Source organism: Streptomyces sp. NPDC047917 (genome assembly GCF_043204345.1).
In the GTDB taxonomy this organism is placed as follows: Bacteria; Actinomycetota; Actinomycetes; order Streptomycetales; family Streptomycetaceae; genus Streptomyces; species Streptomyces sanglieri.
Window position 1 is genome coordinate 57,155 of record NZ_JBIDCA010000007.1, and the last position, 25,131, is coordinate 82,285.

Sequence of the window (25,131 nt, forward strand, 5' to 3'; positions counted from 1 at the left end):
CGAACCTCCGCTGAACTCACAAGGGGACCGATGTCAGCGACACCGCAGAAGAACCGCGCATCCCGGCGGGTGCTCGCCGCCGCGGCCGGGCTCGCCACCGTCGGCGCGCTCGTCGCCGCGATGCCGGCCGGCGCCCAGGACCGCCACGGCCACGGACACGGACACGGGCACGGCCACCACAAGCCGGGCCGCACCGTCGACGTGCAACTGCTGTCCTTCAACGACCTGCACGGAAACCTGGAGCCGCCGGCCGGCTCGGCCGGCACGGTCACCGAGACGCAGGCCGACGGCACGACCAAGGCGATCCCGGCCGGCGGCGTCGAGTACCTCGCCTCCTCGCTGCGCACCGCGCGCAAGGGGCACCCGTACTCGATCACCGCGGCCGGCGGCGACATGGTGGGCGCGAGCCCGCTGCTGTCCGGTCTCTTCCACGACGAGCCGACCATCGAGGCGCTCAACAAGATCGACCTCGATGTCACGAGCGTCGGCAACCACGAGTTCGACGAGGGCGCCACCGAGCTGGCCCGCCTCCAGAACGGCGGCTGCCACCCGGTCGAGGGGTGCTACGAGAAGGGCAAGAAGTTCAAGGGGGCCGACTTCCCCTACCTCGCCGCCAATGTGACGAGTGAGAAGTCCGGCAAGCCGATCCTCAAGCCCTACACGGTGTGGAAGAAGAACGGCGTCAAGGTCGGCTTCATCGGAGTGACCCTGGAGGGCACGCCGAACATCGTCACGGCCAACGGCGTCAAGGGACTGAAGTTCCACGACGAGATCGAGACGATCAACAAGTACGCCAAGGAACTGGACCGCCAGGGCGTCAAGTCCATCGTCGCGCTGATCCACGAGGGCGGGGCCCCGGCCTCCACCTCGTACAACTACGACTGCGACAGCTCCGGCGCCGGTGACGGCATCTCCGGGCCGATCACCGACATCGCCAAGGGCATCACGCCCAAGGTCGACGCCCTGGTCACGGGCCACACCCACCAGGCGTACGTGTGCACGATCCCGGACCCGGCCGGCAACCCGCGCATGGTCACCTCGGCGTCCTCCTTCGGCAAGCTCTACACCGACACGACGCTCACGTACGACCGCCGCACCAAGGACATCGTCCGTACGTCGGTGAAGTCGGCCGGTGCCAAGAACCCGAAGTCGGCGAACCACGTCGTCAGCCGGGACCAGCCCAAGGCCAATGACATGACGGCCCTGATCGCCCGCTGGAACACCCTCGCGGCGCCCATCTCGAACAAGCCGCAGGGCTACATCACCGCCGACATCAACGGCCGTGGCTCCACGGCCCCCGAGAAGCCGCTCGGCGACCTGATCGCCGACGCCCAGCTGGAGGGCCTGGCCCCGGCGGACAAGGGCGGAGCGGTCGTCGCCTTCATGAACCCGGGCGGTATCCGCGCCGACCTGGTGCACAAGGCGAGCGGCGCCGAGGGCGACGGGGTGGTGACGTACGGGGAGTCCTTCACCGTGCAGCCCTTCACCAACATGATGAACGTCGTCGACCTGACCGGCGCCCAGCTGGTGCAGGCGCTCCAGCAGCAGGTCAGCGGCTCCAACGAGGCCAGCCCGAAGATCCTCCAGGTCTCCAAGGGCCTCACGTACACCCTGGACATGACGAAGACGGGCGCGGCCCGCGTGGTCACCGACACCATCAAGCTCAACGGTGAGGCGATCGACCCGGCCAAGACCTACCGCGTCGCGATGAACGAGTTCCTGGCGGGCGGCGGCGACGGCTTCGCCGCCCTCGGCGAGGGCACGAACAAGCTGGTCGGCGCCTCCGACCTGGACATGTTCAACGCCTACCTGGCGGCCCACTCCACGGCCGAGACCCCGCTGGCCCCGCCGGCGGCGGACCGGATCACGGTCATCCAGTAGTAACTCCCGTACGCGGGTGAGCGGGGCGGTGGGCCGGCGGGCCCACCGCCCTTTCGCGTTTCCATGGCCCGTTCAGGGCGCCGACCCCGCTCGGGCGAGGGTGAACCAGACCGCCTTCCGGTACGGGAAGCAGCCGCCCAGCACGGTCATGCCCCAGGCGAGCGCCAGCCGCTCCACGAGCAACAGCCCGCGTCCGCCCTCCTGTTCACCGCGCAGGTCGCGGAAGGCCGGCGGCTCGGGCAGGGCCCAGTGGTCGTCGTCCGCGACGGAGACGGTGACCAGTTTGCGCTGGATGGTCACGCGGACCCGGATCAGGGGCGTGCGGGTATGCCGGTGGGCGTTGGTGACGACTTCCGTGACACACAGACGCGCGTCGTCGACCAGCCCGCAGTGTCTGCTGACGGTCAGCAGCGACGCGATGAAGTCACGCGAGAGCTTCGCGGCGCTGGACGTGTTCGGCAGGGCGAGCCGGTAGATCTCGCCGCCCCGTGGATCCGGTGGGGCGGAGTATGCGGTGGTGTGGACGTGGGTCATGTCGTTCTCCCAACGCGGTGCGGTGCGAACGGGTGCGCTGCTCGTCGTCCGTGGCGATGGCCGTACGCGGGTCAACATGCATGTGTACGACTGCACTTCGGGTCTGCCGGCGTGCAACGCGGTGGTCTGGGCGACCATAGCCGATGCGCCTCACGCGTTGGACGCATCTGTGTAATGTCATGAACGATGTGCGACTCGATGGGTAACGGGCCACACTGACCCGGGGAGAGGAGAGATCGATGCCATCAAGGAAGGCGCCCACAGCGCGCCAGCGCCGACTGGGTGCCGAGATGCGCAAGATGCGTGAGCGCATGGGACTTTCGCTCACGGAAGCGGGTGCGATGCTCAGTACGGACCGCACCACGGTGAGCAATATCGAATCCGGGCGCTTCGGTGTCAGTACCGAGCGGGTTCGTGCTTGGGCCGAGCACTACGGGTGTTCCGACGAGGCGTACATCGATGCGCTCGCGGAGATGGCGCGAGAGCGCATAAACGGCTGGTGGGAGGACTATCGGGGTGAGCTCACCAGCGATGCTCTCGACCTGGCCGAGTTGGAGCATCACGCTGCGGGGCTGCGCTCGGTCGAGATCATGCATATTCCTGGGCTGCTCCAGACCGAGGACTACGCGAGGGCTGTCTTCGCGGAGGCGGTCCCACCGCTCAGCCCGTCGCATCAACGGCGCTTGCTTTCACATCGGTTGAAGCGCCGGGACGTGCTCGATCGGGTGGATCAGCCCCGTTGTGTGTTCCTGGTCCACGAGGCGGCGCTGCGGATGGTCTATGGCGGTTCGACCATTGCGCGCAGCCAACTCGACTATCTGTTGCGGCAGTCGGAGCGGGAGAACGTCATCATCCGTGCGATCCCCTTCGCGGCGGGCGGTTTCCCGCACGCCAACAGTTCGGCACAATACCTCTACGGTCCCGTGCCGCAGCTCGACACCGCGCAGACGGACACTGCAACCGGATCGGGGTTCCTGGACGCTGAAACAAGCCTTGAGAACTGGCGGGTTGCTCTGAACCGGACCGAAGAGCGCTCCCTCGACCCGGAGAAGACGCGGGACTTCATTCGTACCATCGCACTACAAGTATGAAGGCGTGAGAACAATAGAAATCCAGTGGCGAAAGTCGTCGAAATCATCGAATGCCGATGGCAATAACTGCCTTGAGCTGGCCGAGCACGGGGGCGAGATCCTGATGCGCGAGAGTGACAACCCGAGCGTGGTCATCCGTACGACCCGTGCCAAGCTCCGTGCCTTCCTCGGTGGCGCCAAGGAAGGCGAGTTCGACGATCTGGCCTGATCTCTGACGCTCTCGCTTCGGGCGGCTCCCATCGGCGCAGGTGGGGGCCGCCCTTGGTGTGTCCGGGTGGCTTGTATTAGCTGGTTGGGCTACATACGTAGACTGTCTACACCTCACTCGTTAGACGTCAAACGCTTGAAACGGGCTCGCTTAAAACGCTAGCTTCGGGTGGCGCCCCAGGTGGCCCGACTCCTCGGTGAGTCATGCCTGGGATGCTCAACTCCATTCAATTCTGCGCCAGTTGGATGGAGTTCCGAAGGGTCGTCCCGCGCCTGCCGCTCGTCACGCCGGCCGCAGGCGCGGGGCGGTCCCGATGCGGCGCCAGGAGGAGCTTCGTGCGCGAGCAACAACCCATACCCTCCGCGACGCGCGTGTTCTGGTGCGAGCGGGTCACCTACCGCACGATGGAGGCGGACGAGATCGCCGAGGTGTCCCGGCACACGGCTCTCGACCCCGCCGAGGCGATCCGCTTCATCCGCTCGAACGTACGGGCGCTGGCCATCGAACTGCCGCCGCTCGAACGTCACCGGGCGCTGAGCTGGGTCGACGGCGGTGGCTGCATCGGCGCCATCGCTGCGCTCCATCGCGGCGAACCCTGCGGCCTCTCGCTGAGCCACCGCGACGCCTGGATCGAGTGGACCGTCCGCCCTCAGCTCTCCTGCCCTGCCGACGACGTGGCCGACGCGGCGCCTAAGATCGGGGCGTGACCATCACGTACGAGTGGCGGGGCGACTTCGACAGCGCCTCCCTCGACGCCCTGCACGCCGAGGGCTTCGGCCACCCGGCCGCCGGTAGCGACTGGCGGGCCCGGGTCGAGCGGCACAGCCTGGGCTGGGTCTGCGCGTGGGAGGACGGCGGACTGATCGGCTTCGTCAATGTCGCCTGGGACGGCGGAGCCCATGCCTTCCTCCTGGACACGGTCGTCGCCGGGCACGGACGGGGACGAGGAGTCGGCGCCGCGCTCGTGGCGAAGGGGGCCGAGGGGGCCCGTGCCGCGCGGTGCGAGTGGCTGCACGTCGACTTCGAGGCGCACCTGCGGCCGTTCTACTTCGACGCCTGCGGCTTCGAGGAGACGTCGGCCGGGTTGATCGCCCTCTGATCACAAGGGCGACGGGGCCCGGTCGTACCTGCGCGTCAGGCCGGGGAGCCGTTCGGACTCGGCGGCCTTGCGCGTACGGACCTTCTCCAGTTCGGGGGTGTGGTCTTTGATCGCCGCGTTCTCGTATTCCGCCTCGACGGCGAAATTCGCCCCCAGCAGGTTGACCCGCAGCTTGCAGGAGATGTCGGCTCCCACCGACACCGTCCGCGCGGAACTGGAACGGGTCTGCCGGGCGAGCCGTCCGGTCACCCCGTGGATCCGCGGACTGGCGGACCGGGACAAGGCTGCCTGGCAGGACCTGGAGCAGGCCGTGCGTTCGGCGTACGCGAGCTTCGTGGCGCCGTCGTGGAGCCGAGTCCGGTCGGGGTTCGACGCCGAACGCGCCTGGCGCACCCGGTTTCTCGCCCAGCACGGGATCCGTGCCGCGCTGGGCGGCCTCGTCCCAGGTGGGCACTGGCAGGGAACGACCCTGGTCTTCGACTGCCTGAAGCACGGCGAGGTCAAGCTGACCGGACACGGGCTCGTACTGCTGCCGTCCCTCGTGTGGGACGGTCCGCCCCTGGTGGCCGTGCACGAAGGCGCCGCGAGCATCCTCATCCACCCGGCGCTGACCCCGCTGCCTCTGCTCGGCCCGCGCGACGGCGGCGATCCGCTGAGCGCCCTGCTGGGCCGTACCCGGGCGGCCGTCCTCGGCCTGCTCACCCGGCAGCTCACCACCACGGACATCGCCCGGGAGCTGGACATCAGCAAATCGTCGGCCTCCGAACCACCAAGGCCCTCCGGGACGCGCGCCTGAACGTCACAGAACGCGAGGGCAAGGCGGTCCGGCATTCCTGCACCCCGCTGGGGCTGGACCTGCTGACCGGCACGGCCGCAGCGCCGTGATGTGTGCCGTGCAGCCTGTTCCTGTAGTGACGTGCACCCGTCATACTCTGACGGCTGACCCCTGGGCCCCAGGCCCCAGGCCCCCACGGCAGACGGAGGCACTCCCCGCATGAGCCCGTACACCGCCACTCGCCGGAACTTCCTGGCCGGCGCACTCGCCGCCACCGCCACCGTCCTGGTCGGCGCGGGGCCCGCAGGTGCCGCCGATCGCCAAGTCCGCACCACCCAGGACTGGATGGGCGCCGTCCCCGACACCACCGGGCTCCAACGCCTCACGATCCCCGGCTCGCACGACTCCGGCGCCCGCTACGGCGGACCCTGGACCGAGTGCCAGAGCACCACGATCGCCGAGCAGCTGAACAGCGGGATCCGCTTCCTCGACGTGCGGTGCCGGATCACCGGCGGGTCGTTCGCGATCCACCACGGCGCCTCGTATCAGAACCTGATGTTCGGCGATGTGCTGGGCGCCTGCTGGGACTTCCTGGCGGCCCACCCCACCGAGACCGTGCTGATGCGGGTCAAGCAGGAGTACTCGGAGGAGAGCGACGCGGCGTTCCGCGCGGTCTTCGACGACTACCTCGACAACCGGGGCTGGCGGCCGCTGTTCCGCATCGATTCTGCGCTGCCCTCGCTGGGTGAGGCGCGGGGCAAGGTCGTGCTGCTGGCCGACAACGGCGGGCTGCCCGGTGTCCGGTACGCCGACTCGGCGCTCTTCGACATCCAGGACGACTACATGGCGGAGCCGTTCGCCAAGTACCCCAAGATCGAGGCCCAGTTCCGCAAGGCCGCCCAGCAGCCCGGGAAGCTGTACATGAACTACGTCAGCACCGCCGCCCTGATGCCGCCGCGCTGGAACGCGGACCGGCTCAACCCGCAGGTGCAGTCGTTCCTGGACGGCTCGGAGGCGGCGGGCTGGACCGGGCTCGGAATCGTCCCGCTGGACTTCCCCGCCACCCGGTCCGGTCTGGTGGAGTCGCTCATCCGGCACAATCCGGGGGCCTGAGCTCCTGCGGCCCCCGGATTGTGCCCCCGCCCCGGCTCAGGCCCGTTTGTAGTAGTAGCCGTCGCCGCTGGCGGGCCCGACGTTGTGCCGGATGCCGCTCCCGTTGAGGACGTAGAACGACGGGTCGACAATCGTGTAGCAGTAGCCGGGGTTGGGCCCGACGAGCTTGGAAGCGCTGACGTTGAGGCGGCTCTTGCCGTTCGCCGTGGAGGTCACCTTGGCCTCGTACGGGCAGTTGTTGTACGGGAAGTCGGACATGCGCACCACGCCCGAGCGGGAGATGGTGATGGTGCCCGGCTGCCCGGTGTTGTACGTCTCGCCGAACTTCCAGGTGCCCACGAACGACGAGGGAACGGAACTCCCACCGCCCGAGCCGCCCGAACCGTTCGTGGAGCCCGAGGTGCTGCTCGAACCCCCGCCGCCCGAACTGCTCGTGGAGCCCGAGGTGTTGCTCGAACCGCCGCCACCCGACGACGATCCGCCGCCGGACGAGCCGCTGGTCGAGGACCCGCCCGTGGACGATGTGCCGCCCCCGCCGGACGAGCCCGAGCCTGTGCCCGGGTTGTCGGCGTTCCGGCCGTCCTTTCCGTCCCGGCCGTCCTTTCCGTCGTCGCCTTTCCGGTCCTTCTTCCTGTCCTTGTCGCCGGAGGCGCCGGGACTCTTCTCCCCCCGGGAAGGTGTGCCCTCCGGCGACGACGGTGACGGCGATGCCGGTGTGGTCGGGCCCGCCGCGCCTGCGGACGGTGCGGACGCGTGGTTTCCGCTGTCGCTGCTGAACGGTTGCAGCACCGCCATCGTGCCGCCGCCCCCGGCCAGGACCAGGACCACGGGGACGGACACGATCAACCTCCGGCGCCGCTTCTCCCGCTTGGGCTCCGGTTCGGCCGTCCCGCCGATGAGAACGGCCTCGGGGGTGGCCTCGTCGGCGGCCCCGGGAACGGGCCCCGCCGGCCGGAGGCCGACCGTGCTGCGGTCCACCCGCTCCTGCCGTACCGGCGCCGCCTCCGCGTCCAGCAGCTGCGCCGACTGCCGTGCGAGGTGACCCACCACGTCCGCCGGCAGCCACGACGCCGCTGCCGGAGCGAGGTGTTGCCGGTCGGGCTCGGCCAACAGCTCGTCCACGGACGGTCGTTCGGCGGGCGACTTGGTGAGGAGGCGGGCGATCAGGGCGCGCAGCCCCTCGTCCCGCACCCGGTCGAGCTCGGGGGCGGCCTCGACTATGTGGTACATGACCGCGTGCTGGTTGCTCACTCCGTGGCCGAACGGGAGCGTGCCGGTCGCCGCGTAGGTCAGTACGCAACCGAGCGTGAACACATCGCTCTTCGGGCCCGCGCTCTCGCCGCGTATCTGCTCCGGGGCCATGAAGCCCGGTGACCCGATCACCATCCCCGTGCTGGTGAGCAGCGAGTCGACCGAGGTCTCGACGGCGCGGGCGATACCGAAGTCGATGACCTTGGGGCCCTCGACCGTGAGCATCACGTTCGACGGCTTGAGATCGCGGTGGACGATGCCGGCCGCGTGGATGTCCTTGAGCGCGCGCAGCAGCCCGTCGGCGAGAGCGAGCACGGACTCGGTGGGGAGCGCGCCGTGGCCGCGCACGACCTGTTCGAGGGAGAGCCCCGGTACGTAGCCGGTGGCCACCCAGGGGTACTCCTCGTCGGGGGCCGCGTCCAGCACGGGTGCGGTGTAGCGCTCGCCCACCCGCCTCGCCGCGTCGACCTCGCGGCGGAAGCGGGCCCTGAACTGCGGATCCGCGACGTGCTCCGCGTGCACCACCTTGACCGCGACCGTGCGGCCGCCCTCGGAACGGGCGAGATAGACCCGGCCCATTCCGCCCGCGCCGAGCCTGCCGAGCAGCAGATAGGGCCCGATGCGGGCCGGGTCGTTCGCGGTCAGCGGCTTGATGCCGCCGTCGACGTTGTCGTCGCTGCTCTCGTGATCGTCGTTGTGCACGCTGGCCATGTTCGAGCGCTCCCCCGCGTGTCCCGCGCCGCAGCCCGTGGGACCGCCTCAGTCATCCGAAATCCGTGTGCCCTGCTGCGACTTGGCGAAATCGGTGTTCAGTCTGGGGTACGGCATGCGGCAATTGGAACTACTTCCGGAAAGAATTCCAGAAGCTTCACTACGCTGTTCCCGGAGACACTCCACGAGGAACCTCCGGTTCCGGGAACGAGGACGGCATCCGATGAGCCCGAAGCAGCAACGCGGTGAGGCCACCGCCGCCCAGGTGCTCGACTGCGCACTCGACATCTATGTGTCGGAGGGCGAAGCCGGCCTGACGCTCGGTGCGATCACCTCGGCCAGCGGGGTCAGCGCGGGGAGCATCTACCACCACTTCGGCAGCCTCCAGGGAGTGGCGGTCGCGCTCGCCCAGTCCTGGCTGGGCCGTCTCCTCGACGAGCTGGTCAAGGCGCTGGAGCAGACGGACGACGCCCGTACCGGCGTCCACGCGGTGGTGCGGGCCTACCTGCGCTTCGTGCAGCTGCACCCGGATGCGGCACGGCTCATGCACTCCGTCACCGTGGACCGCGAGCTGGCGGCGAACGCCCGCCAGATCCGGGGCGCCCAGGAGGCCCGGCTGGCCCCGCTCGCGGCCTGGCTGCACGCCCACCAGGAGTCGGGGCAGCTCGTCGACCTGCCCATGCCCGTACTGGAATCACTCATCCTGGGCCCGGTGACGGGCATCGCGCGCCGCTGGCTCTCCGTCGGGGACATCGACATGGACGAAGCGGCGCGGACGGTACCGGACCACATCTGGCGCTCGGTCGGCCGGTGAGCGGGCCCGAATCAGCGCTTTCGTTTCGTTCGAATTGCGCGATGCTGGGTCTACTCTCAAAGGAGACAGAGCTATGCACGGCACTACTGAAGACCGCACTCTCCTGCCCGAGCACCGCGCGGAGATCGCTGAGCTCCGCGCCTTCCTGGACCGGACCCCACAAGCTGTGGAGCCGGTCCTGCTGCGCGGCCCCGACGGCGCCACGCGCACGCTGCCCCCGGAGGTCTACGAGGCGCTCATGGTGGTGGTGCGGGCCCTGTCGAAGGGCAAGGCCGTGACGGTCGCACCGGTGAACACCACCCTGACGACGCAAGAGGCCGCCGACCTCCTGGGCGTCAGTCGGCCGACGTTCGTCAAGATCCTCGATGAGGGCGGAATCCCCTTCTCGCGGCCGGGAAGACACCGCAGGGTGCTGTTGGCGGACGTTCTCGACTACAAGGGGAAGAGGCGCTCGCAGCGTCGCCAAGGACTGGACGAACTGGTCGGACTGACCGAGGACGCCGGTCTCTACGACAACTGATCAGCTGAATCCGCCCGAGTCGACTGGAGTGATGTGCAGCGCGTCGTCCTGGACACCTTGGTCCGGAGGGAACCCCGCGACCTGCACGGGCTGCTGGACAGGCTGGACGCGGGAGGCGCTCCGCAGTTCGCTGCCGAGTTCCGGCGCCGTCTCTGACTCCGCGCGGTACCCGGACCACCCGCGCTCACAGCCCCGGCGGCGGCTGTGATGCCCCCGGCAGGCGGATCGAGGCGATGGTGCCCGGGCCGTCCGTCGCCGGGCTGAGGGTGATCTCGCCGCCCGACTGCTGGACCGTGCGGGCGACGATCGACAGGCCCAGGCCCGAGCCGGGGAGCTGGCGGGCGGACGGGGAGCGCCAGAAGCGTTCGAAGACGTGGGGGAGTTCGTCGGCGGGGATGCCGGGGCCCTGGTCCCGGACGGTCAGTTCGCCGTCGCGCAGGGCGATCTCGATCGTGCCCCGGTCCGGGCTGAACTTGACCGCGTTGTCCAGGACGTTGACCACCGCCCGTTCCAGCGCGGCGGGCTCGGCCCGTACGTACCAAGGGGTCAGGTCGGCCCTGATGGTCAGCTCGGGGCCGCGCAGCCGGGCGCGTTCCAGGGCGGTGTCCGCGATGTCGTGCAGCGCGACGACCTGGAGCGGGCCGGGGGCGGGGGCGTCGGGCCGGGCCAGTTCCTGGAGGTCGCCGATGAGCGAGGCCAGCTCGGTCATCTGGGCCTTGACCGACTTCATCAGGGCCTTGCGGTCGTCGGGCGGGATGGCCCGGCCGGTGTCGTCGCTGCGGGCGAGGAGCTCGACGTTGGTGCGCAGGGAGGTCAGCGGGGTGCGCAGCTCGTGGCCCGCGTCCGCGATCAGCTGGGCCTGACGGTCGCGGGAGCTGGCCAGGGACGCGGTCATCGAGTTGAAGGAGCGGGACAGCCGGGCGATCTCGTCCTCGCCCTCGACCGGGATCCGGACGGTGAGGTCCTCGGTACGGGCGACGTGCTCGACGGTCTCGGTGAGCTCGTCGACGGGGCGCAGCCCGGTGCGGGCGATCCAGAGGCCGGCCGCGCCCGCACCGATGACGCCGATGCCGGAGACGGCCAGGAGCATCCAGGCGAGGGTGGAGAGCGGGTCGGTGATCTCGCTCATCGGGCGGGCGATGGAGACCGCGAAGCTGCCCGGGACCAGGCCGGGCGCCGGGTTGCGGGTCTCGTACGCGTAGGTGTACACGCGCATCCGCTCGCCGCTCTTCGTGCTGGCCGTGTGCAGGACGTTGTCCCGCACACCGGCTGCCACGGCGATGTCGGCGGCCGTCACGTCGATCGGTGAGGCCTCGGCGGAGGTGCAGGTGCTCCCGGACACGGTGACGAGCTGCACGGTGTACGTCCCCCCGATCGGCGGGACGGTCGCCTGGTCGGGGTGGGTGCAGGCGATGAACAGCTTCTGCATGTAGTCGTTGCTGACCGTGACATTGCGCAGCGAGGAGTCCAGCTGGCTCTCCAGCTGCGCCTTCGTCACGAACCAGCAGGCCGCCGCGACCGCCGCCACAGCGACCGCGACCGCCGTCGCCACCAGCAGCGCGAGCCGGGAGCGCAGCGGCAGGGCACGGAGCCGGCGCAGGGCCCCGGTCATCCGTCACCGCCGCCGGAGCGGAGCGCGTAGCCGACACCCCGCACCGTGTGCACGAGGCGCGGCTCGCCGCCCGCCTCCGTCTTGCGGCGCAGGTACATCACGTACACGTCCAGGGAGTTGGAGCTCGGTTCGAAGTCGAAGCCCCACACCGCCTTGAGGATCTGTTCGCGGGTCAGCACCTGGCGCGGGTGGGCCAGGAACATCTCCAGCAGGGTGAACTCGGTGCGGGTCAGCTCGACGCGTCGGTCGCCCCGGGTGACCTCGCGGGTGGCGAGGTTCATCCGCAGGTCCGCGAAGGCGAGCTCGTCGTCGGCGGGGACCGTGCCGCCCGCCGAGGCCGCGTACGAGCTGCGGCGCAGCAGGGCCCGGATGCGGGCGAACAGCTCGTCCAGCTCGAACGGCTTGACCAGGTAGTCGTCGGCGCCCGCGTCGAGACCGGTGACCCGGTCGCCGACGGTGTCGCGGGCGGTGAGCATCAGGATCGGGGTGGTGGTGCCCGCGGAGCGGAGCCGGCGGGCGGCGGTCAGGCCGTCCATCCGGGGCATCTGGATGTCGAGGACGATGAGGTCGGGGGTGTACGAATCCGCCTTGGCGAGGGCGTCGAGGCCGTCGACGGCGACCTCGGTGCCGTAGCCCTCGAACGCGAGGCTGCGCTGCAGGGCCTCGCGCACGGCGGGCTCGTCGTCGACGATCAGGATGCGCTGCGGATCGTCTTCGGCGGGGCTCATCGCTCGTCGTCCTCTTCTCGTGCCGTGCGGTCCCGGGCGTTCCGGGACGTCGTGCTCTCAGCCTCGCACGGCCATGGCGCGTCGTCGTGCGGCCCGGCGCTTGCGGGCGGTGGCGGTACGGACCTCCGGGGCGCGGTCCGTACCGTGTGCGGCCTGTTCGCTCACGAGCGCGAGGGGCAGGGCCAGGTCGGCCGGGCCGGTGGGGGTGTGGTCGGGGTGGTGCATGTGTCGGTCTCCTCGGGAGGTTCAGGAGTCTCAGGAGCCGTTGCCGGCCCGCAGGGTGTCGAGGTCGGCCTTGAGCGTGTTGACCGGGATGGCGAAACCGAGGCCCACGCTGCCGGCGCTCGAACCGCTGGATCCGTTGGACGAACTCGCCGAGTACATCGCGGAGTTGATACCGATGATCTCGCCGTTCATGTTGATCAGGGCGCCGCCGGAGTTGCCGGGGTTGAGCGAGGCGTCGGTCTGGATGGCCTTGTACGTGGTGGTGGACTCGCCGGTGTCGCCGTTGAACTGCCGGCCGCCGAACTCGAACGGCCACTGCTCGCCGCCGCTCTGTCCGCCCTGCCCGCCCCGGCCCTGGCCGCTGCCGTCCTCCTTGGCGACGGTGACATCGCGGTCGAGGGCGGAGACGATGCCGCTGGTGACGGTGCCGGTGAGGCCCTCGGGCGAGCCGATCGCCACGACCTGGTCGCCGACCGCGACGGCCGAGGAGTCGCCCAGGGTGGCCGTCTTCAGCCCGCTCGCGCCCCGGAGCTTGATCAGCGCGAGGTCCTTGTCGGGGTCGGTCCCGACGACATCGGCGGTGTACGTCTCGCCGGTGCTGAGCGTCACCTTGACCGACGAGGCGCCGGAGATGACGTGGTTGTTGGTGACGATCTCGCCGTCGGAGGTGATGACCACGCCGGAGCCGGTGGACTCGCCCGCGGTCGAGGTCGCGTTGATCTCGACGATCATCGGCGAGACGGCCTTGGCGACACCGGAGACGGTGCCCTTGTCGCTCTGCGAGACGGTGGTGCCGGGGACGACGTCGGAGGCCGCACTGTTCGTTCCGCCCCCGGTGAGCTGCTCGACGACGGTGGCGGTGCCGCCGCCGACGATCGCCGCGGCGATCGCCACGGCCGCCAGCAGGGCGACCGGCCGCCTGGCCCGGTGCCGGGGCGCGGCCGGCTCGGGCGGCGTGGGCGGCGGGAAGGCCGGTCCGTTGCCGCCGTTGCCCGCGTCGCCGCCGTGCCCGTCGCCGCCGTGCCCGTCGGCGGCGTTCCCGCCGGGCCACACGGTGGTTCCGGGTCCGGTCGCGATCGGTTCCGCGGGCCGGTATGACGGCGGCGGCGGGTAGGCCGCGTCGCCGTTGCCGTACGAGGGGTACATCGGGTACTCGCCGCTCGGGCGCTGGCTCTCTGTCATGTATATGAGCGTGTCCGGCGAAGATGAGAGAAGCCTGAGCCCCCGCTGAGAAGCCCGGCAGAAGCTCGTATGCCCGATATAAGGACTGGCCCCGGCAGGGCTGGGCACACCGGTCCACCACCCGACCGTCGGCGCCCTGACTGGCACTGTCCGGCGGCCGTTGCCCGACCGGTTTCCACCTGACCGGTCGCTGTCCGACGGCCGTTGCCCGGCCGCCGGCTCCCCGACCGGCCGCGCTACCTGACCGTCGGCTCCCCGCAGCCGCACGAGCGCCGCACCACGAGCGCCGACGGGAACTGCTTCAGCCGTTCCCGCCGCGATCCCGACACCCGCAACGAGTCGTCGAGCACCAGGTCCACCGCGGCCCGTGCCATCGCCGGGCGGTCCGAGAAGACCGTCGTCAGCGGCGGATCGGTCAGCCCGGCTTCCTTCACGTCGTCGAAGCCCGCCACCGCGAGCTCCCCGGGCACATCGATGCGGAGCTCGCGCGCCGCCCGCAGCACACCGATGGCCTGGTCGTCCGTCGAGCAGAAGATGGCCGGCGGCCGGTCCGGCCCGGCGAGCAGCTTCAGCGCCACCTGATAGGCGTCGTAACGGTTGTACGGGGCCTGGAAGAGCCGGCCCTCCGTCGAGCGGCCCGACTCGTGCATCGCCCGGCGCCAGCCCTCGACGTGGTCGGCGACCGGGTCACCGACCGCCGGGGTGGACTCCACGCCGCCGAAGCACGCCACGTACTCGTTGCCGTGCTCCAGCAGGTGCCGGGTGGCGAGCTGGGCACCGCCGACATCGTCGGTGACGACCGCGACGTCCTCGATCGCCTCCGGCCGCTCGTGCAGCAGCACGACCCGCGCGTCCCACGCCTCTATCTCGGCGGCCGCCCGCTCGCTGGGGCCCTGGCTGACCAGGATCAGACCGGAGACCCGCATGCCGAGGAAGGCCCGCAGATAGTGGACCTCGCGCTCGTCGCGATAGTCGGAGTTGCCGACGAGCACCATTTTTCCGCGTTCGGCGGCGGCCTGTTCGACCGCGTGCGCCATCTCCGCGAAGAACGGCTGCCGGGCGTCCGGAACGATCATCCCTATGAGATCGGTCCGCCGCGACGCCATCGCCTGGGCAACCCGGTCGGGCCGGTAGCCCAGCTCCTTGATCGCGGCGAGTACCCGCTCGCGCGTGGCCGGGGCGACCGGCCTCGGTCCGTTGTTGATGACGTAGCTGACGACCGCGGTCGACGTCCCCGCCAGTCTCGCCACATCGTCCCGCGTCACCTTGGCCACGCGCGGCAGTCTACGCGGATATACCTACCGTCCGGCAGGTCGGACCGGGGCTTCTTCCTTCGTCCCGTCAGCCCGCGACTGCTCCGAACGGGTTACGGGTCCGGCGGCCGCCTTCACCGCGGCCCGCTCCTTGGCCTCCTCGGCCGCGCGCTCCACCTTCTCGGGCACGACGAAGCGGTAGCCGACATTGCGGACGGTGCCGATCAGCGACTCGTGCTCGGGGCCGAGCTTGGCGCGCAGCCGCCGCACATGGACATCGACCGTGCGCGTACCGCCGAAGTAGTCGTAGCCCCAGACCTCCTGGAGCAGCTGGGCACGGGTGAAGACCCGACCCGGGTGCTGCGCCAGGTACTTGAGCAGTTCGAATTCCTTGAAGGTCAGGTCCAGGACCCGCCCCTTCAGCTTCGCGCTGTACGTGGCCTCGTCGACCGAGAGGTCGCCGTTGCGGATCTCCATCGGGGAGTCGTCACAGGAGATCTGCTGCCGTCCGGTGGCCAGCCGCAGCCGGGCCTCCACCTCCGCCGGTCCCGCCGTGTCCAGGAGTACGTCGTCGATGCCCCAGTCGGCGGTGACGGCCGCGAGGCCGCCCTCGGTCACGACGAGGATCAGCGGACAGCCCGGTCCGGTGGACCGCAGCAGCTGGCAGAGCGACCGCACCTGCGGAAGGTCGCGGCGGCCGTCGATCAGGATGACGTCGGCACCGGGGGTGTCGACGAGAGCGGGGCCTTCGGCGGGCGCCACCCGCACGCTGTGGAGCAGGAGTCCGAGGGCGGGGAGCACCTCCGTCGACGGTTGAAGGGCATTCGTCAGGAGCAGCAGTGAACTCATCGCCGCCCACCTGCCTGGGTCGTCGGTCGATGATCGTGCACGGTTCGCTCGCCCATTACGTCGGTCCTCCTCGTTCCCTGCGAGAGGGGCACTCCCGGGCCGGGCCCGGGGGAGTATGCGGCACTTCTTCGTACGTATTCGTGCTGGTCCCACGGTGCGGTCCCGCGCCCCGGTACCGCTGAGCTTGTGGAAACGTCGCCGTAACAACGCCTGGAAAGCACAAAAGGACCCGGGGGCTGCTCTGCCCGGATCCTCTTCCCAGCACAATAGCCCACATGAGTTCTGTGTCCGAGGGGCGAATTCGGGGTTCCGCTGTTCCCTTGATCACGCCCGGTTCCCTGCGCACCACATTGCGTACCGGTGACGGGGTGCGGATCGAGGCGGTGTACGAGCCGTGCACGGCAGGTGCCGGGGCCGTTGCGGAATCATCCTTCGACGGTACTGCGATCGTGCTCGCGCACGGTTTCACCGGTTCGGTGGACCGGCCCGCGGTGCGGCGTGCCGCCGGGGTGTTCGCCGGGCGTGCGGCCGTGGTCACCTTCTCGTTCCGGGGGCACGGCGGGTCCGGCGGACGGTCGACGGTGGGCGACCGCGAGGTGCTGGATCTGGCGGCGGCGGTGGCGTGGGCGCGGTCGCTCGGACACCGCAGGGTGGTGACCGTCGGGTTCTCGATGGGCGGCTCCGTGGTGCTGCGGCACGGGGCGCTCCACGCGGCTCGGTCGACGGGCGACACAGGCACCGGTGACGTTGTGGAGCTTACGGAGCGCGAGGGGCGCGCCGGGGCGCGTGCGGAGGCGCACGCGGATGCGGTGGTGGCCGTGAGCGCCCCCGCCCGCTGGTACTACCGGGGCACGGCTCCGATGCGCAGGCTGCACTGGGTGGTCACCCGGCCCCTGGGCCGGCTGGTCGGCCGCTACGGCCTGCACACCCGGATCGACCGCGACGAATGGAACCCGGTGCCGCTCGCGCCGGTCGAGGCGGCCGGGCTGTTCGGCCCGACGCCGCTGCTGATCGTGCACGGCGACCGGGATCCGTACTTCCCGCTGGACCACCCGCGGTCGCTGGCCGAGGCGGCGGGCGACGGCGCCGAGCTGTGGCTGGAGCGCGGCATGGGACACGCGGAGAACGCCGCGGACGAGACCTTGCTCACCCGTATCGCCGACTGGGCGGTGACGCCGTGACCCATCATGGACAGCTGACGAGAGACGAGAGGAGTGGCGCCATGCCTGCGGGAACCATCCGCTACTGGGCCGCCGCCAAGGCCGCGGCCGGGACCGCGGAGGAGCCGTACACGGCTGCGACCCTCGCCGAGGCGCTCGACGCGGTGCGTGAGCGGCACCCCGGAGAGCTCACCCGAGTGCTGCAAAGGTGCTCGTTCCTCATCGACGGTGACCCCGTGGGCACCCGCGGCCATGAGACCGTACGCCTTGCCGAGGGCGGCACGGTCGAGGTGCTCCCGCCGTTCGCAGGAGGGTGAACCGCAGAACATGAGCAGCAACGATCAGCAGCATCCGTACGGACAGGACCCGGGCTACGGGTACGTCCCCGGACCCGACCCGTCGAACGGCCGGCCGCCGCCGCAGCAGCAACAACCGGCACAGCCGCAGCCGCCGCAGTCGTACGGCGATCAGTCGTACGGGGCGCAGTCCTACGGTGACCAGTCCTACGGCGGTCAGGCGTACGGCGGTCAGTCGTACGGCAACCAGGCGTACGGCGACCAGGGCTACGGCCACCAGTCCCACGGTGCGCAGCAGTCGTACGGCGGGCAGGCGCAGGGCCAGTACGACCCGAACCAGGCACCCCAGACACCCCAGGTGGGCCCCGGGCAGGCGTGGCCGGCCGGGTATCCGCAGGATCCCGCCGCGCCCGTGGCGCACGATCCGCAGGACCCCGGCGTCGCGCAGACGTGGGAGGGCCAGACCTGGGACACCCAGTACCAGCCGGTCCTCCACTCCGCCCAGCCCGCGCAGCCCGAGCAGCCCGCGCAGCAGCCCGTTCCGGCCGCCGCCGAGACCGCTTACCTGCCGCCGCAGGGCGCCACGGGCGGGTACCCGCTGCCGCCCGAGGCCCCGGCGGCCGAACCCGCTGCCACCTCCGCCCCCGGGCCCGACGCGGACGGCTACAGCGCCCCCACCACCCTGGGCAACAGCCGTATCACCGACGCCCAGCGGGCCCGCGCCGAGGGCCGCTCGCCGATCATCGCGCCGGGCATGCAGCCCGCCGCGATCACCGCCGGGCTCGGGCTGCTGCTCGCCCTCGGTGCCGCGATCGGGTCGTACGCCCTGGTCGTGCCGCTGGTGCTGCTCCAGGCCGTGACCGCGGCCGGCTGGTTCCGGCTCAATGGCATGTGGCCGGCCCGGCAGGGCATCGCGCTCGCGTTCGCGGGCGGCCTGGTCGCCGACATCGCGCTGCTCGCCGCGGGACGGGAGAACGGCCCGGCCGCCATCCTCGGCACCCTCGGCGTCTGGGTGCTGCTCACCGTGGTCCTCCAACTGCGCAGCCACGCGAGCGCCGACGAGCGGATGCAGGGGCTGATGGCCACCGTCGCCTCGGCGGCGCTCGCGGTCCTGGCCGCCGGGCACCTCGCGGCGGTCCCGGACGCGGTGACCGTGGGCGGGGTGGCCGTCGCGGTCGCCGTGCTGGTCCGCGCGCTGCCGCTGCCCGGACCGGCCTCGGTCGTGGTGGCGCTGCTCGCCGCGACGGGCGGCGGCGCCGTGGCCGGGACGCTCACCGACCTGGGTACGAAGGGCGCGCTGCTCGGCCTCGCGGCGGGCGGCTGCGCACTGATCGGGCTGCGGGTGGCGAGCTACGACTACCCGTCGCGCTTCGTCCACATGACCGCCGGTGTGGCGCTGCCGCTCACTGCCGCGGCGCCCGCCGTGTATCTGATCGGCCGCGCGATCTCGTAGCGCACTGAGCGGGCGCCCCGGGAACCGAAGAGGGGTGCCCGCTCGTCGATCACTCGGGGCGTCGTGCACATTCGGTGGACGTGCGGGGCGCCAGGGGTCGGGCCGGATTGCAGGGTGGGGGAAAGAGCGGGCATGCGTGCACTGCGGATACTGCTGGTCATCGTGGTGGTTCTGGGCGGGATCTTCGTCGCCGTGGACCGGGCGGCGGTGTACTTCGCCGAGTCGGAGGCAGCGGGGCGGGTCAAGGTCACCGGTGCCACGGTCGGTTCGACGGACATCTCCATCAAGGGATTCCCGTTCCTGACGCAGGTCGCCGGGAAACAGCTCGACGAGGTCGACGTGGAGATCACCGGCATCCAGACCGACAGCAACGGCCACCGGCTCCGGATCAGCAGGATGAACGCGGCGCTGCACGACGTGAAGCTGTCCGAGGGCTACTCCAGCGCCACCGCCGCCCGCGCCACGGGTACCGCCGTCATCTCGTACAAGGACCTCACCGAGGCCGCCAGCGAGGACGTCGCCGTCGAGTACGGCGGCAACAACAAGGTGAAGGTGACCGGCACGGTCGACGTCCTCGGCAACCCGATCTCGCGCAGCGTCCTGTCCACCGTCACCCTGGTCGACGGCCACACCCTGCGAGTGCACGCGGACCAGGTGCCCGGCAAGGGCATACCCGGGCTGGAGGGGCTGGTGCGCAAGAAGACCGACTTCGACCGCGAGGTCGGCGGCCTGCCCAGCGGTCTCAAGCTCCAGAAGATCCAGCCCACCGAGGACGGCCTGGAGATCTCGGTCGTCGGCACGGACGTACAGCTCGCCGGCTGAGGCACCCCGCGCACCCCGGCCCCCTGACGCGTCGGGGGCCCATGACCTCCTGCGTTCGCCCCAGGCGCCCACGTACGCCCTCGCACGCCCTCGCACGCCCACGTACGCCCACGAACGCCCACGTACCCAGTGTCACGCGGCGCGCCCTGCAACAGCCACCACACACCGCGCCCTGCAACAGCGCACCACATATTGAGACGGCTGTGTCCGGTCCGTAGATGGCCGGTGCCCGCCCGCGATGCTGGAGTGGCGTGAGGGGCGACTCACCCCCACGTGTGTCCCGCATTGCGGACGATCGTGTCTCATAATGCGACACGACGGTGACATGGCCGCCCGCACCTCCCTACGATCGGTCCCATGCAGTGCTCTATTGGCGGTCTCCCACAGCGGGGACGGGCGGATCTCACGAAGCGGCGGGCAGTGGACCTGTGCCGCGTCGCCGCCATGCTCTGTCGCACTGTCTGAGCGGGAGCCTTCGGCACCCCGCGTTCCCCCGGCCCTTCGACCGAAGTCAGGGCCCATCCCGATCGCCGCTGTACGGGCGCCGCAGGCCGCGCCGACGTACATCCGCATCACGCACCGTCTCGCATCATCTCGCCGCAGACTGCCCCGGAGGAGAACAGAATGAGCCGCAGTGACGTCCTGGTAGACGCCGACTGGGTCGAGGCCCACATCGACGACCCGAAGGTCGCTCTCGTCGAGGTCGACGAGGACACCTCGGCGTACGAGAAGAACCACATCAGGAACGCGATCCGGATCGACTGGACCAAGGACCTCCAGGACCCGGTCCGCCGTGACTTCATCGACCAGGCCGGGTTCGAGAAGCTGCTGTCCGAGAAGGGCATCGGCAACGACACCACGGTCGTCCTGTACGGCGGCAACAACAACTGGTTCGCGTCCTACGCGTTCTGGTACTTCAAGCTCTACGGTCACCAGGACGTCCGCCTGCTCGACGGCGGCCGCAAGAAGTGGGAGCTCGACTCCCGCGACCTGGTCGACGGCGACCAGATCCCGTCCCGCCCGGCCACCGAGTACAAGGCCCAGCCGCAGGACGAGTCGATCCGCGCCTACCGCGACGACGTCGTGAAGGCGATCGGCAGCCAGAACCTGGTCGACGTGCGTTCGCCCGACGAGTTCAGCGGCAAGCTGCTCGCCCCGGCGCACCTCCCGCAGGAGCAGTCCCAGCGCCCCGGCCACGTGCCGAGCGCCCGCAACATCCCGTGGTCGAAGAACGCCAACGACGACGGCACCTTCAAGTCGGACGACGAGCTCAAGGCCCTCTACGAGGCCGAGCAGGTCGACCTGGCGAAGGACACCATCGCGTACTGCCGCATCGGCGAGCGCTCCGCGCTCACCTGGTTCGTGCTGCACGAGCTGCTCGGCCAGGAGAACGTCAAGAACTACGACGGTTCGTGGACCGAGTACGGCTCCCTCGTGGGCGTGCCGATCGAGCTCGGCGCCAGCAAGTAACCCCGCACGACCCGGACCGGCACGACCCCCGACCAGAAGGACAGAACACCATGTGTGGAGCAAAGGCCGGCGGCCCCGACGCTTCGACCATCAAGCCCGGTGAGACCACCATCCAGGGCAGTGTGACCCGCGACGGCGAGCCCGTCACCGGCTACGTCCGCCTGCTGGACTCGACCGGCGAGTTCACCGCCGAGGTCCCGACCTCGGCGACCGGGCAGTTCCGCTTCTACGCGGCCGAGGGCACCTGGACGCTGCGCGCCCTCGTCCCCGGCGGTAGCGCCGACCGCACGGTCGTGGCACAGACCGGCGGCCTCTCCGAGGTGGCGATCGCGGTCTAGCGCGCCGCGCACCGCGACACGGATCGGCCGAAGGGCCGTACCCCAGGGGGTTGGACGCCTTCCTGAACGGGGTACGGCCCTTCGAGCCTTTGTACGGGCGGAAACAGGGCCTACGCCAGGGGCCGGGGCGGGCCTACGCTGGAGGTATGTACGCCCGACGCCGGCGTGGCTATTTCCTGATGATGGGCGGTTGCATCGTCCTGTTCGTATCGGCCTGGGCCTTTGTCAGGCTGTGGTCGATGCCCGCCGCGATAGTGATGTGCCTCGTCGCGATGGTGATCCCGCCCGTCGCGGCCATGGTGGCCAACCGGCGGGGGCCGGACGACCGCTGGTGGGACGATCCGTCCGGCGACCCGAAGTCCGACGAGTGGTGGGACGAACTCGACGGCAAGAAGCGGCGGTAGGGCTGCTCGACGCTCTCGCGTCAGTAGACGAGGGCCTGGACGCCGTCGGCCATGATCTCGCTGACGAAGACCTGGGCACCGGCGATCCGTACGCCCTCCAGGACGTCCTGCTCGGTGATGTCACGACGGGCCGCGCACTGCGTGCACAGGGTGATCCGGCCGCCCGCCTGGATCGACTCGATCAGATCCGGCAGCGGCGCGGCGTGCGGCAGTTCGAATTCGGCGGCGCGCCCCGGCAGTGCGAACCACGAGGACTCCCCGGTCAGCCAGAGCGAGACCTCGACCCCGCTGGCGACGGCGACCGCGGCCACCGTGAACGCCTGCGAACAGCGCTCGGCGGAGTCGGCACCTGCGGTCACCTTGATCACGAGCTTCTTCGGCATATGCCGAACTGTAATCGTCGAGCGGGCAACCTCCTCCTGGAGGTGGCAGTCGGGTAGATGCGCGGATAACGGAATCAGCGCTTCTGGTCTCGTGGGGGGACCCCAATTGGAACCGAAAGACACCATTTCTGACGGGCCGGCACCCGAGGTCGAGCACCTGGCCGAGGCCGAGCGCCCGGCCGAGGCCGACCCCGTGGCCGAGCCCGTGACCGTGGCCGAGCCCGACGCCGCACCGGCCGTCACGCCGCCACCGCCCGCCGCACCACCCGCCGCACCGGCCGCCACGCCGATGGCCGCCCAGCCCGTCGCGAAGCGCCCGCGCGGGCGTACGACGCTGCTCATCGCCGCTGCCGCGGTGCTCGGCATCGCGGGCGGCACCGCCGTGGGCTACGACGTACAGGCCGGACGTGCCCCGACACCGCTGCCCGCCCTGTCGCAGCCCGATCTGGCCTACCCGGCGAAGGCGCTGCCCCCGGGCGAGGGCCCCGACCCGCTGTCCGCGTCCCAGGACCGCCGGGTCGGGACGGACGGCGACCTGCGCAAGCTGATCGTCGACCGGCCCGCGGGCTGGAGCGACGACGACGACTCCGTGCCGGGCCTCGGCGGCGGCTATGTGACCCCGGACATGTACGCCCGCTCCTCGTACAAGGAGGAGGGCTCCATGTACGAGTACTTCCTGGAGTACGACGTGCGCCGGATCGCGGCCGCCGCCTGGAAGCGCGGGCAGTACCGCACCGCCGAGGTCTACCTCGTGCAGTTTGGCTCGGGAACCGTCCAGGGGGCCCAGGACTTCGCCGAGGGCCAGCTCGCGTACATGCCCGATTCCAGGCTCGGCGGCGCGGGCAACAGCGGTGATGCGATCAAGGGCAGCGGCAACGGCCGCTACTACCTCTACGAGGTCGACCGGAAGCCGGGCTACCTGCCGTCCTACCACGCCAGGGCCACCGTGTACCGGGGCGACATCGCGGCCGACATCCACCTCTACGACACGGCACCGATCAGCAAGAAGGACATCCGCACGTTGGCCGAGAGACAGCTGGAGCGCCTGTGAACGACGTGACCACGCAGACGACCGCTCCGGACGCGACCGCCGACGCCGGGACCGCCGGCGCCGGGACCGCTGCCCCGGGCCGTCCGCGCCGGATGATCCTCATGGCGCTTCCCGTGGTGCTGGTGGTCGCCGCGGTCGCGGGTGCGGCCGTGCGCACCGGGAACACGGTGGACGGCGCCGACCGCAGCGCCAAGACCCGCCTCTGGGAGGAGCCCGCGCACAAGCCGGGCAAGGACCCGGCCGGTGACGTGGCCCGGGGCCGGGCCTCCACCGCGCTCAGCAAGCTGCTGCTGCCGGTCCCGGCCGGCTACCGGCTCGGCCCCGACAACGGGGAGCTGGGCAACGACGGCGAGCAGAGCGGCAAGAAGGCGACCGCCGCCATGAAGCAGAACGCCCACGGCCTCGCGGGCAAGGAGCGCCGGGCCTACGAGAAGCGGATCGACAAACTCCGTATCGAGGGCATCGCAGCCCGTTCCTACACCGGGGACGCCAACAACCTGACGATCAGCACCCAGATCGTGCGGATGAAGGACAAGAAGGCCGTCCGGAACCTGCACACCTTCAGGACGGGCCTCTTCGAGGCCATCGGCATCTTCCGCACGGAGCCGAAGATCGAGGGGCACCAGCGGAACGCCAGGTGCTACGTCCTGCGCAAGGGCAGCAAGGACGCCATCGGGTCGATGAACTGTCTGGCGTACGACGGCGAGCTGAGCATCAGCCTCTCGGCCTCCGGCACCAAGCCGTTCGACCGCAAGGCCGTCGCCGAACTCCTGAAGGACCAGCTCAACCACATCGCGTCCCCGGGGGAGTACGTATGACCGAGCAGACGGCAGAGACACCCGACGCGAGCGCGACCGTGCCCGCCCCCGCCCCCGAGGCGCCCGCCGAGGCCACCCCCGTACCGCCGCAGGCGCCGAATCCGCCGCGGCGGGTGCTGCGGGCCGTCGCCCGGTGGACCGCCGCCGCCCTGGTCCTCGGCGGGCTCGGCGCCGGTACGGCCTTCGGGATCACCTCGATGGAGCGCACCGACGTGCCCGGTCTGGCCACCGAGAGCGACGGCCGCTGGGACTACCCCCGGCTCGGCCTGCCCGCGCTCCCGGCGGGCTCGCCCCGGCCGTACAGCGACGGCAACGTCGCCGAGATCCACCACGCGGACCTGCGGCGTCTGCTGCTGCCCGCCCCGGCCGGAGCGGTCGTGGACAAGAAGCTCGACGGCGGCTGGGTGAGCACCGCGCGGTACCTCTCCGAGTACGCGAAGGGCGGGCGGTCCGACCTCGCGCAGACGCTGAAGGACTCGGCCCCGCGGCACGTCGCCGCCCGCGGCTGGACCATGCCGGACGGCACATCGACCCGGATCTATCTCGTCCGGTTCAATTCGACGGCCTTCGCCCAGTTCTTCATGGACTCGATCTCCGGGAGCGGATCCGAGGTGCCGCTCGCCGGGGCGCCCGAGACCGTTCTCGACGAGGGCTGGAGCGGCGGCGGCAAGGTGGCGGGCACCTCGTCCTACGTGTACGAGGAGGCGAAGCCGTACGGCGAGGCGCAGGTGCGCCAGGGCTACCTGGTCGCCGGTGACACGTTCGCCCTCGTCGTCCAGTCCCGCAAGGGCAAGGAGGGCACCCCGAGCGTTCCGTTCCACCAGACGGTGATCCTGCAGAACCAGCTGCTGGGCTGACCCGTCCCCCGGCGGCCCCCGGCAAACCCCGGACCGGCGGGGCCGGTCCCAACCCATTAGGCTGGGGCCGGCCCCGTACTGCTGCCATAACGCTCGTTGCAAGGAGTTCCCGTGCTTGAGGCATTCTTCTCCGCCCTGCTGGTCCTGGTCTGCGTCGGCGTTCTCGCCTTCGCCGGGCTGACCGTGAAGAAGCTGTACCAGGGTCAGCGCTGACACCTCCCCTGTCCCACCTC

The 25,131-nt window shown here is 70.6% G+C and carries 30 protein-coding genes; 20 read left to right on the forward strand and 10 right to left on the reverse strand.

Annotated features, from left to right (window positions below; all coding sequences use genetic code 11):
- The first annotated feature begins 30 nt into the window (after nt 1–30).
- On the forward strand, nt 31–1,881 hold the full coding sequence (locus ACGF8B_RS17980; protein ID WP_392739408.1) for a bifunctional metallophosphatase/5'-nucleotidase: 1,851 nt from the start codon (nt 31–33) through the stop codon (nt 1,879–1,881).
- 72 nt (nt 1,882–1,953) lie between these two features.
- Here the strand turns inward: ACGF8B_RS17980 and ACGF8B_RS17985 are convergent, their stop codons facing one another.
- Nucleotides 1,954–2,415 carry an ATP-binding protein gene (locus ACGF8B_RS17985; RefSeq protein WP_392739410.1) on the reverse strand — a complete coding sequence of 154 codons (462 nt, stop codon included), beginning with the start codon at nt 2,413–2,415 and terminating at the stop codon, nt 1,954–1,956.
- 239 nt (nt 2,416–2,654) lie between these two features.
- On the opposite strand from ACGF8B_RS17985, the gene ACGF8B_RS17990 reads away from it, so the two are divergent.
- From ACGF8B_RS17990 to ACGF8B_RS18005, 4 genes are all read left to right on the forward strand, one after another.
- Complete coding sequence (locus ACGF8B_RS17990) at nt 2,655–3,506, forward strand: helix-turn-helix domain-containing protein (protein ID WP_392739412.1); 852 nt, start codon at nt 2,655–2,657, stop codon at nt 3,504–3,506.
- Nucleotides 3,507–3,519: 13 nt separating this feature from the next.
- Nucleotides 3,520–3,714, forward strand: a complete 195-nt coding sequence (locus ACGF8B_RS17995; protein ID WP_266793323.1) for a DUF397 domain-containing protein — start codon at nt 3,520–3,522, stop codon at nt 3,712–3,714.
- Between the two features lie 335 nt (nt 3,715–4,049).
- Nucleotides 4,050–4,421: a hypothetical protein gene (locus ACGF8B_RS18000; protein WP_392739414.1), complete on the forward strand. Its 372-nt coding sequence runs from the start codon at nt 4,050–4,052 to the stop codon at nt 4,419–4,421.
- Complete coding sequence (locus ACGF8B_RS18005; protein WP_392739416.1) at nt 4,418–4,813, forward strand: GNAT family N-acetyltransferase; 396 nt, start codon at nt 4,418–4,420, stop codon at nt 4,811–4,813. The genes ACGF8B_RS18000 and ACGF8B_RS18005 overlap by 4 nt, the downstream gene beginning before the upstream one ends.
- On the opposite strand, the gene ACGF8B_RS18010 is transcribed toward ACGF8B_RS18005, so the two are convergent.
- On the reverse strand, nt 4,814–5,008 hold the full coding sequence (locus ACGF8B_RS18010; RefSeq protein WP_392739418.1) for a hypothetical protein: 195 nt from the start codon (nt 5,006–5,008) through the stop codon (nt 4,814–4,816).
- Here ACGF8B_RS18010 and ACGF8B_RS18015 point away from each other — a divergent pair.
- Entirely contained in the window at nt 4,995–5,609 is a 615-nt protein-coding gene (locus tag ACGF8B_RS18015; RefSeq protein ID WP_392739420.1) for a DUF5937 family protein, read from the forward strand. The genes ACGF8B_RS18010 and ACGF8B_RS18015 overlap by 14 nt on opposite strands.
- Before the next feature lie 198 nt (nt 5,610–5,807).
- Nucleotides 5,808–6,701 carry a phosphatidylinositol-specific phospholipase C gene (locus ACGF8B_RS18020; protein ID WP_392739422.1) on the forward strand — a complete coding sequence of 298 codons (894 nt, stop codon included), beginning with the start codon at nt 5,808–5,810 and terminating at the stop codon, nt 6,699–6,701.
- 36 nt (nt 6,702–6,737) lie between these two features.
- On the opposite strand, the gene ACGF8B_RS18025 is transcribed toward ACGF8B_RS18020, so the two are convergent.
- Complete coding sequence (locus ACGF8B_RS18025) at nt 6,738–8,663, reverse strand: protein kinase (RefSeq protein WP_392739424.1); 1,926 nt, start codon at nt 8,661–8,663, stop codon at nt 6,738–6,740.
- A gap of 223 nt (nt 8,664–8,886) precedes the next feature.
- On the opposite strand from ACGF8B_RS18025, the gene ACGF8B_RS18030 reads away from it, so the two are divergent.
- Both ACGF8B_RS18030 and ACGF8B_RS18035 read left to right on the forward strand, forming a co-directional pair.
- Nucleotides 8,887–9,477, forward strand: a complete 591-nt coding sequence (locus tag ACGF8B_RS18030) for a TetR/AcrR family transcriptional regulator (RefSeq protein WP_392739426.1) — start codon at nt 8,887–8,889, stop codon at nt 9,475–9,477.
- 73 nt (nt 9,478–9,550) lie between these two features.
- Nucleotides 9,551–9,997, forward strand: coding sequence for a helix-turn-helix domain-containing protein (locus ACGF8B_RS18035; protein WP_392739428.1), 447 nt, complete (start codon nt 9,551–9,553; stop codon nt 9,995–9,997).
- 184 nt (nt 9,998–10,181) lie between these two features.
- Here ACGF8B_RS18035 and ACGF8B_RS18040 read toward each other — a convergent pair whose 3' ends face one another.
- From ACGF8B_RS18040 to ACGF8B_RS18065, 6 genes are all read right to left on the reverse strand, one after another.
- Complete coding sequence (locus ACGF8B_RS18040) at nt 10,182–11,609, reverse strand: sensor histidine kinase (protein WP_392739430.1); 1,428 nt, start codon at nt 11,607–11,609, stop codon at nt 10,182–10,184.
- A complete protein-coding gene (locus ACGF8B_RS18045; RefSeq protein ID WP_392739432.1) occupies nt 11,606–12,337 on the reverse strand; it encodes a response regulator transcription factor in 732 nt (243 codons plus the stop codon). The genes ACGF8B_RS18040 and ACGF8B_RS18045 overlap by 4 nt, the downstream gene beginning before the upstream one ends.
- Nucleotides 12,338–12,394: 57 nt before the next feature.
- Nucleotides 12,395–12,562: a hypothetical protein gene (locus ACGF8B_RS18050; protein WP_392739434.1), complete on the reverse strand. Its 168-nt coding sequence runs from the start codon at nt 12,560–12,562 to the stop codon at nt 12,395–12,397.
- 30 nt (nt 12,563–12,592) lie between these two features.
- On the reverse strand, nt 12,593–13,744 hold the full coding sequence (locus ACGF8B_RS18055; protein WP_392739436.1) for a S1C family serine protease: 1,152 nt from the start codon (nt 13,742–13,744) through the stop codon (nt 12,593–12,595).
- A 236-nt stretch (nt 13,745–13,980) separates the two neighbouring features.
- Nucleotides 13,981–15,018 carry a LacI family DNA-binding transcriptional regulator gene (locus ACGF8B_RS18060; RefSeq protein ID WP_124717301.1) on the reverse strand — a complete coding sequence of 346 codons (1,038 nt, stop codon included), beginning with the start codon at nt 15,016–15,018 and terminating at the stop codon, nt 13,981–13,983.
- 24 nt (nt 15,019–15,042) lie between these two features.
- Nucleotides 15,043–15,846 carry a response regulator transcription factor gene (locus ACGF8B_RS18065; protein WP_392739439.1) on the reverse strand — a complete coding sequence of 268 codons (804 nt, stop codon included), beginning with the start codon at nt 15,844–15,846 and terminating at the stop codon, nt 15,043–15,045.
- A 275-nt stretch (nt 15,847–16,121) separates the two neighbouring features.
- Here ACGF8B_RS18065 and ACGF8B_RS18070 point away from each other — a divergent pair, with 275 nt between their 5' ends.
- The 8 genes from ACGF8B_RS18070 to ACGF8B_RS18105 all read left to right on the forward strand — a co-directional run bounded on the left by ACGF8B_RS18070 (nt 16,122) and on the right by ACGF8B_RS18105 (nt 21,789).
- A complete protein-coding gene (locus ACGF8B_RS18070; protein ID WP_392739441.1) occupies nt 16,122–17,027 on the forward strand; it encodes an alpha/beta hydrolase family protein in 906 nt (301 codons plus the stop codon).
- A gap of 41 nt (nt 17,028–17,068) precedes the next feature.
- The gene (locus ACGF8B_RS18075) at nt 17,069–17,323 is read left to right on the forward strand and encodes a MoaD/ThiS family protein (RefSeq protein WP_124717298.1); all 255 of its coding nucleotides are present in this window, start codon (nt 17,069–17,071) and stop codon (nt 17,321–17,323) included.
- A gap of 10 nt (nt 17,324–17,333) precedes the next feature.
- Nucleotides 17,334–18,755 carry a hypothetical protein gene (locus ACGF8B_RS18080; protein WP_392739443.1) on the forward strand — a complete coding sequence of 474 codons (1,422 nt, stop codon included), beginning with the start codon at nt 17,334–17,336 and terminating at the stop codon, nt 18,753–18,755.
- Nucleotides 18,756–18,887: 132 nt separating this feature from the next.
- Nucleotides 18,888–19,577 (forward strand): DUF2993 domain-containing protein, encoded by a 690-nt coding sequence (locus ACGF8B_RS18085; protein WP_392739445.1) that lies wholly within the window; start codon nt 18,888–18,890, stop codon nt 19,575–19,577.
- A 357-nt stretch (nt 19,578–19,934) separates the two neighbouring features.
- The gene (locus ACGF8B_RS18090; protein WP_350983699.1) at nt 19,935–20,042 is read left to right on the forward strand and encodes a putative leader peptide; all 108 of its coding nucleotides are present in this window, start codon (nt 19,935–19,937) and stop codon (nt 20,040–20,042) included.
- A 159-nt stretch (nt 20,043–20,201) separates the two neighbouring features.
- Nucleotides 20,202–21,047 carry a sulfurtransferase gene (locus tag ACGF8B_RS18095; RefSeq protein WP_392739448.1) on the forward strand — a complete coding sequence of 282 codons (846 nt, stop codon included), beginning with the start codon at nt 20,202–20,204 and terminating at the stop codon, nt 21,045–21,047.
- 50 nt (nt 21,048–21,097) lie between these two features.
- Nucleotides 21,098–21,385, forward strand: a complete 288-nt coding sequence (locus ACGF8B_RS18100; protein ID WP_018490348.1) for a DUF1416 domain-containing protein — start codon at nt 21,098–21,100, stop codon at nt 21,383–21,385.
- 146 nt (nt 21,386–21,531) lie between these two features.
- On the forward strand, nt 21,532–21,789 hold the full coding sequence (locus tag ACGF8B_RS18105) for a DUF3099 domain-containing protein (RefSeq protein WP_392739450.1): 258 nt from the start codon (nt 21,532–21,534) through the stop codon (nt 21,787–21,789).
- Between the two features lie 20 nt (nt 21,790–21,809).
- On the opposite strand, the gene ACGF8B_RS18110 is transcribed toward ACGF8B_RS18105, so the two are convergent.
- Nucleotides 21,810–22,172, reverse strand: coding sequence for a DsrE family protein (locus ACGF8B_RS18110; RefSeq protein ID WP_124717294.1), 363 nt, complete (start codon nt 22,170–22,172; stop codon nt 21,810–21,812).
- Nucleotides 22,173–22,278: 106 nt separating this feature from the next.
- Between ACGF8B_RS18110 and ACGF8B_RS18115 the strand changes: the two genes are divergently transcribed.
- From ACGF8B_RS18115 to ACGF8B_RS18125, 3 genes are read left to right on the forward strand one after another with little or no spacing between them, the layout of a single operon-like run.
- Complete coding sequence (locus ACGF8B_RS18115) at nt 22,279–23,223, forward strand: hypothetical protein (RefSeq protein ID WP_392739453.1); 945 nt, start codon at nt 22,279–22,281, stop codon at nt 23,221–23,223.
- Nucleotides 23,220–24,041: a hypothetical protein gene (locus ACGF8B_RS18120; RefSeq protein ID WP_392739454.1), complete on the forward strand. Its 822-nt coding sequence runs from the start codon at nt 23,220–23,222 to the stop codon at nt 24,039–24,041. The genes ACGF8B_RS18115 and ACGF8B_RS18120 overlap by 4 nt, the downstream gene beginning before the upstream one ends.
- Nucleotides 24,038–24,898 (forward strand): hypothetical protein, encoded by an 861-nt coding sequence (locus ACGF8B_RS18125; RefSeq protein WP_392739456.1) that lies wholly within the window; start codon nt 24,038–24,040, stop codon nt 24,896–24,898. Before ACGF8B_RS18120 ends, ACGF8B_RS18125 begins: the two co-directional genes overlap by 4 nt.
- The last annotated feature ends 233 nt before the right edge of the window (nt 24,899–25,131 follow it).

What these genes read in the sequence shown, in the direction of transcription:
- ACGF8B_RS17980 (WP_392739408.1), top strand. Translation starts at nt 31, where the DNA reads ATGTCAGCGACACCGCAGAAGAACCGCGCATCCCGGCGGGTGCTCGCC.
- ACGF8B_RS17985 (WP_392739410.1), bottom strand. Translation starts at nt 2,415, where the DNA reads ATGACCCACGTCCACACCACCGCATACTCCGCCCCACCGGATCCACGG.
- ACGF8B_RS17990 (WP_392739412.1), top strand. Translation starts at nt 2,655, where the DNA reads ATGCCATCAAGGAAGGCGCCCACAGCGCGCCAGCGCCGACTGGGTGCC.
- ACGF8B_RS18015 (WP_392739420.1), top strand. Translation starts at nt 4,995, where the DNA reads ATGTCGGCTCCCACCGACACCGTCCGCGCGGAACTGGAACGGGTCTGC.
- ACGF8B_RS18020 (WP_392739422.1), top strand. Translation starts at nt 5,808, where the DNA reads ATGAGCCCGTACACCGCCACTCGCCGGAACTTCCTGGCCGGCGCACTC.
- ACGF8B_RS18025 (WP_392739424.1), bottom strand. Translation starts at nt 8,663, where the DNA reads ATGGCCAGCGTGCACAACGACGATCACGAGAGCAGCGACGACAACGTC.
- ACGF8B_RS18030 (WP_392739426.1), top strand. Translation starts at nt 8,887, where the DNA reads ATGAGCCCGAAGCAGCAACGCGGTGAGGCCACCGCCGCCCAGGTGCTC.
- ACGF8B_RS18035 (WP_392739428.1), top strand. Translation starts at nt 9,551, where the DNA reads ATGCACGGCACTACTGAAGACCGCACTCTCCTGCCCGAGCACCGCGCG.
- ACGF8B_RS18040 (WP_392739430.1), bottom strand. Translation starts at nt 11,609, where the DNA reads ATGACCGGGGCCCTGCGCCGGCTCCGTGCCCTGCCGCTGCGCTCCCGG.
- ACGF8B_RS18045 (WP_392739432.1), bottom strand. Translation starts at nt 12,337, where the DNA reads ATGAGCCCCGCCGAAGACGATCCGCAGCGCATCCTGATCGTCGACGAC.
- ACGF8B_RS18050 (WP_392739434.1), bottom strand. Translation starts at nt 12,562, where the DNA reads ATGCACCACCCCGACCACACCCCCACCGGCCCGGCCGACCTGGCCCTG.
- ACGF8B_RS18055 (WP_392739436.1), bottom strand. Translation starts at nt 13,744, where the DNA reads ATGACAGAGAGCCAGCGCCCGAGCGGCGAGTACCCGATGTACCCCTCG.
- ACGF8B_RS18065 (WP_392739439.1), bottom strand. Translation starts at nt 15,846, where the DNA reads ATGAGTTCACTGCTGCTCCTGACGAATGCCCTTCAACCGTCGACGGAG.
- ACGF8B_RS18070 (WP_392739441.1), top strand. Translation starts at nt 16,122, where the DNA reads ATGAGTTCTGTGTCCGAGGGGCGAATTCGGGGTTCCGCTGTTCCCTTG.
- ACGF8B_RS18075 (WP_124717298.1), top strand. Translation starts at nt 17,069, where the DNA reads ATGCCTGCGGGAACCATCCGCTACTGGGCCGCCGCCAAGGCCGCGGCC.
- ACGF8B_RS18080 (WP_392739443.1), top strand. Translation starts at nt 17,334, where the DNA reads ATGAGCAGCAACGATCAGCAGCATCCGTACGGACAGGACCCGGGCTAC.
- ACGF8B_RS18085 (WP_392739445.1), top strand. Translation starts at nt 18,888, where the DNA reads ATGCGTGCACTGCGGATACTGCTGGTCATCGTGGTGGTTCTGGGCGGG.
- ACGF8B_RS18090 (WP_350983699.1), top strand. Translation starts at nt 19,935, where the DNA reads ATGCAGTGCTCTATTGGCGGTCTCCCACAGCGGGGACGGGCGGATCTC.
- ACGF8B_RS18095 (WP_392739448.1), top strand. Translation starts at nt 20,202, where the DNA reads ATGAGCCGCAGTGACGTCCTGGTAGACGCCGACTGGGTCGAGGCCCAC.
- ACGF8B_RS18100 (WP_018490348.1), top strand. Translation starts at nt 21,098, where the DNA reads ATGTGTGGAGCAAAGGCCGGCGGCCCCGACGCTTCGACCATCAAGCCC.
- ACGF8B_RS18105 (WP_392739450.1), top strand. Translation starts at nt 21,532, where the DNA reads ATGTACGCCCGACGCCGGCGTGGCTATTTCCTGATGATGGGCGGTTGC.
- ACGF8B_RS18110 (WP_124717294.1), bottom strand. Translation starts at nt 22,172, where the DNA reads ATGCCGAAGAAGCTCGTGATCAAGGTGACCGCAGGTGCCGACTCCGCC.
- ACGF8B_RS18125 (WP_392739456.1), top strand. Translation starts at nt 24,038, where the DNA reads ATGACCGAGCAGACGGCAGAGACACCCGACGCGAGCGCGACCGTGCCC.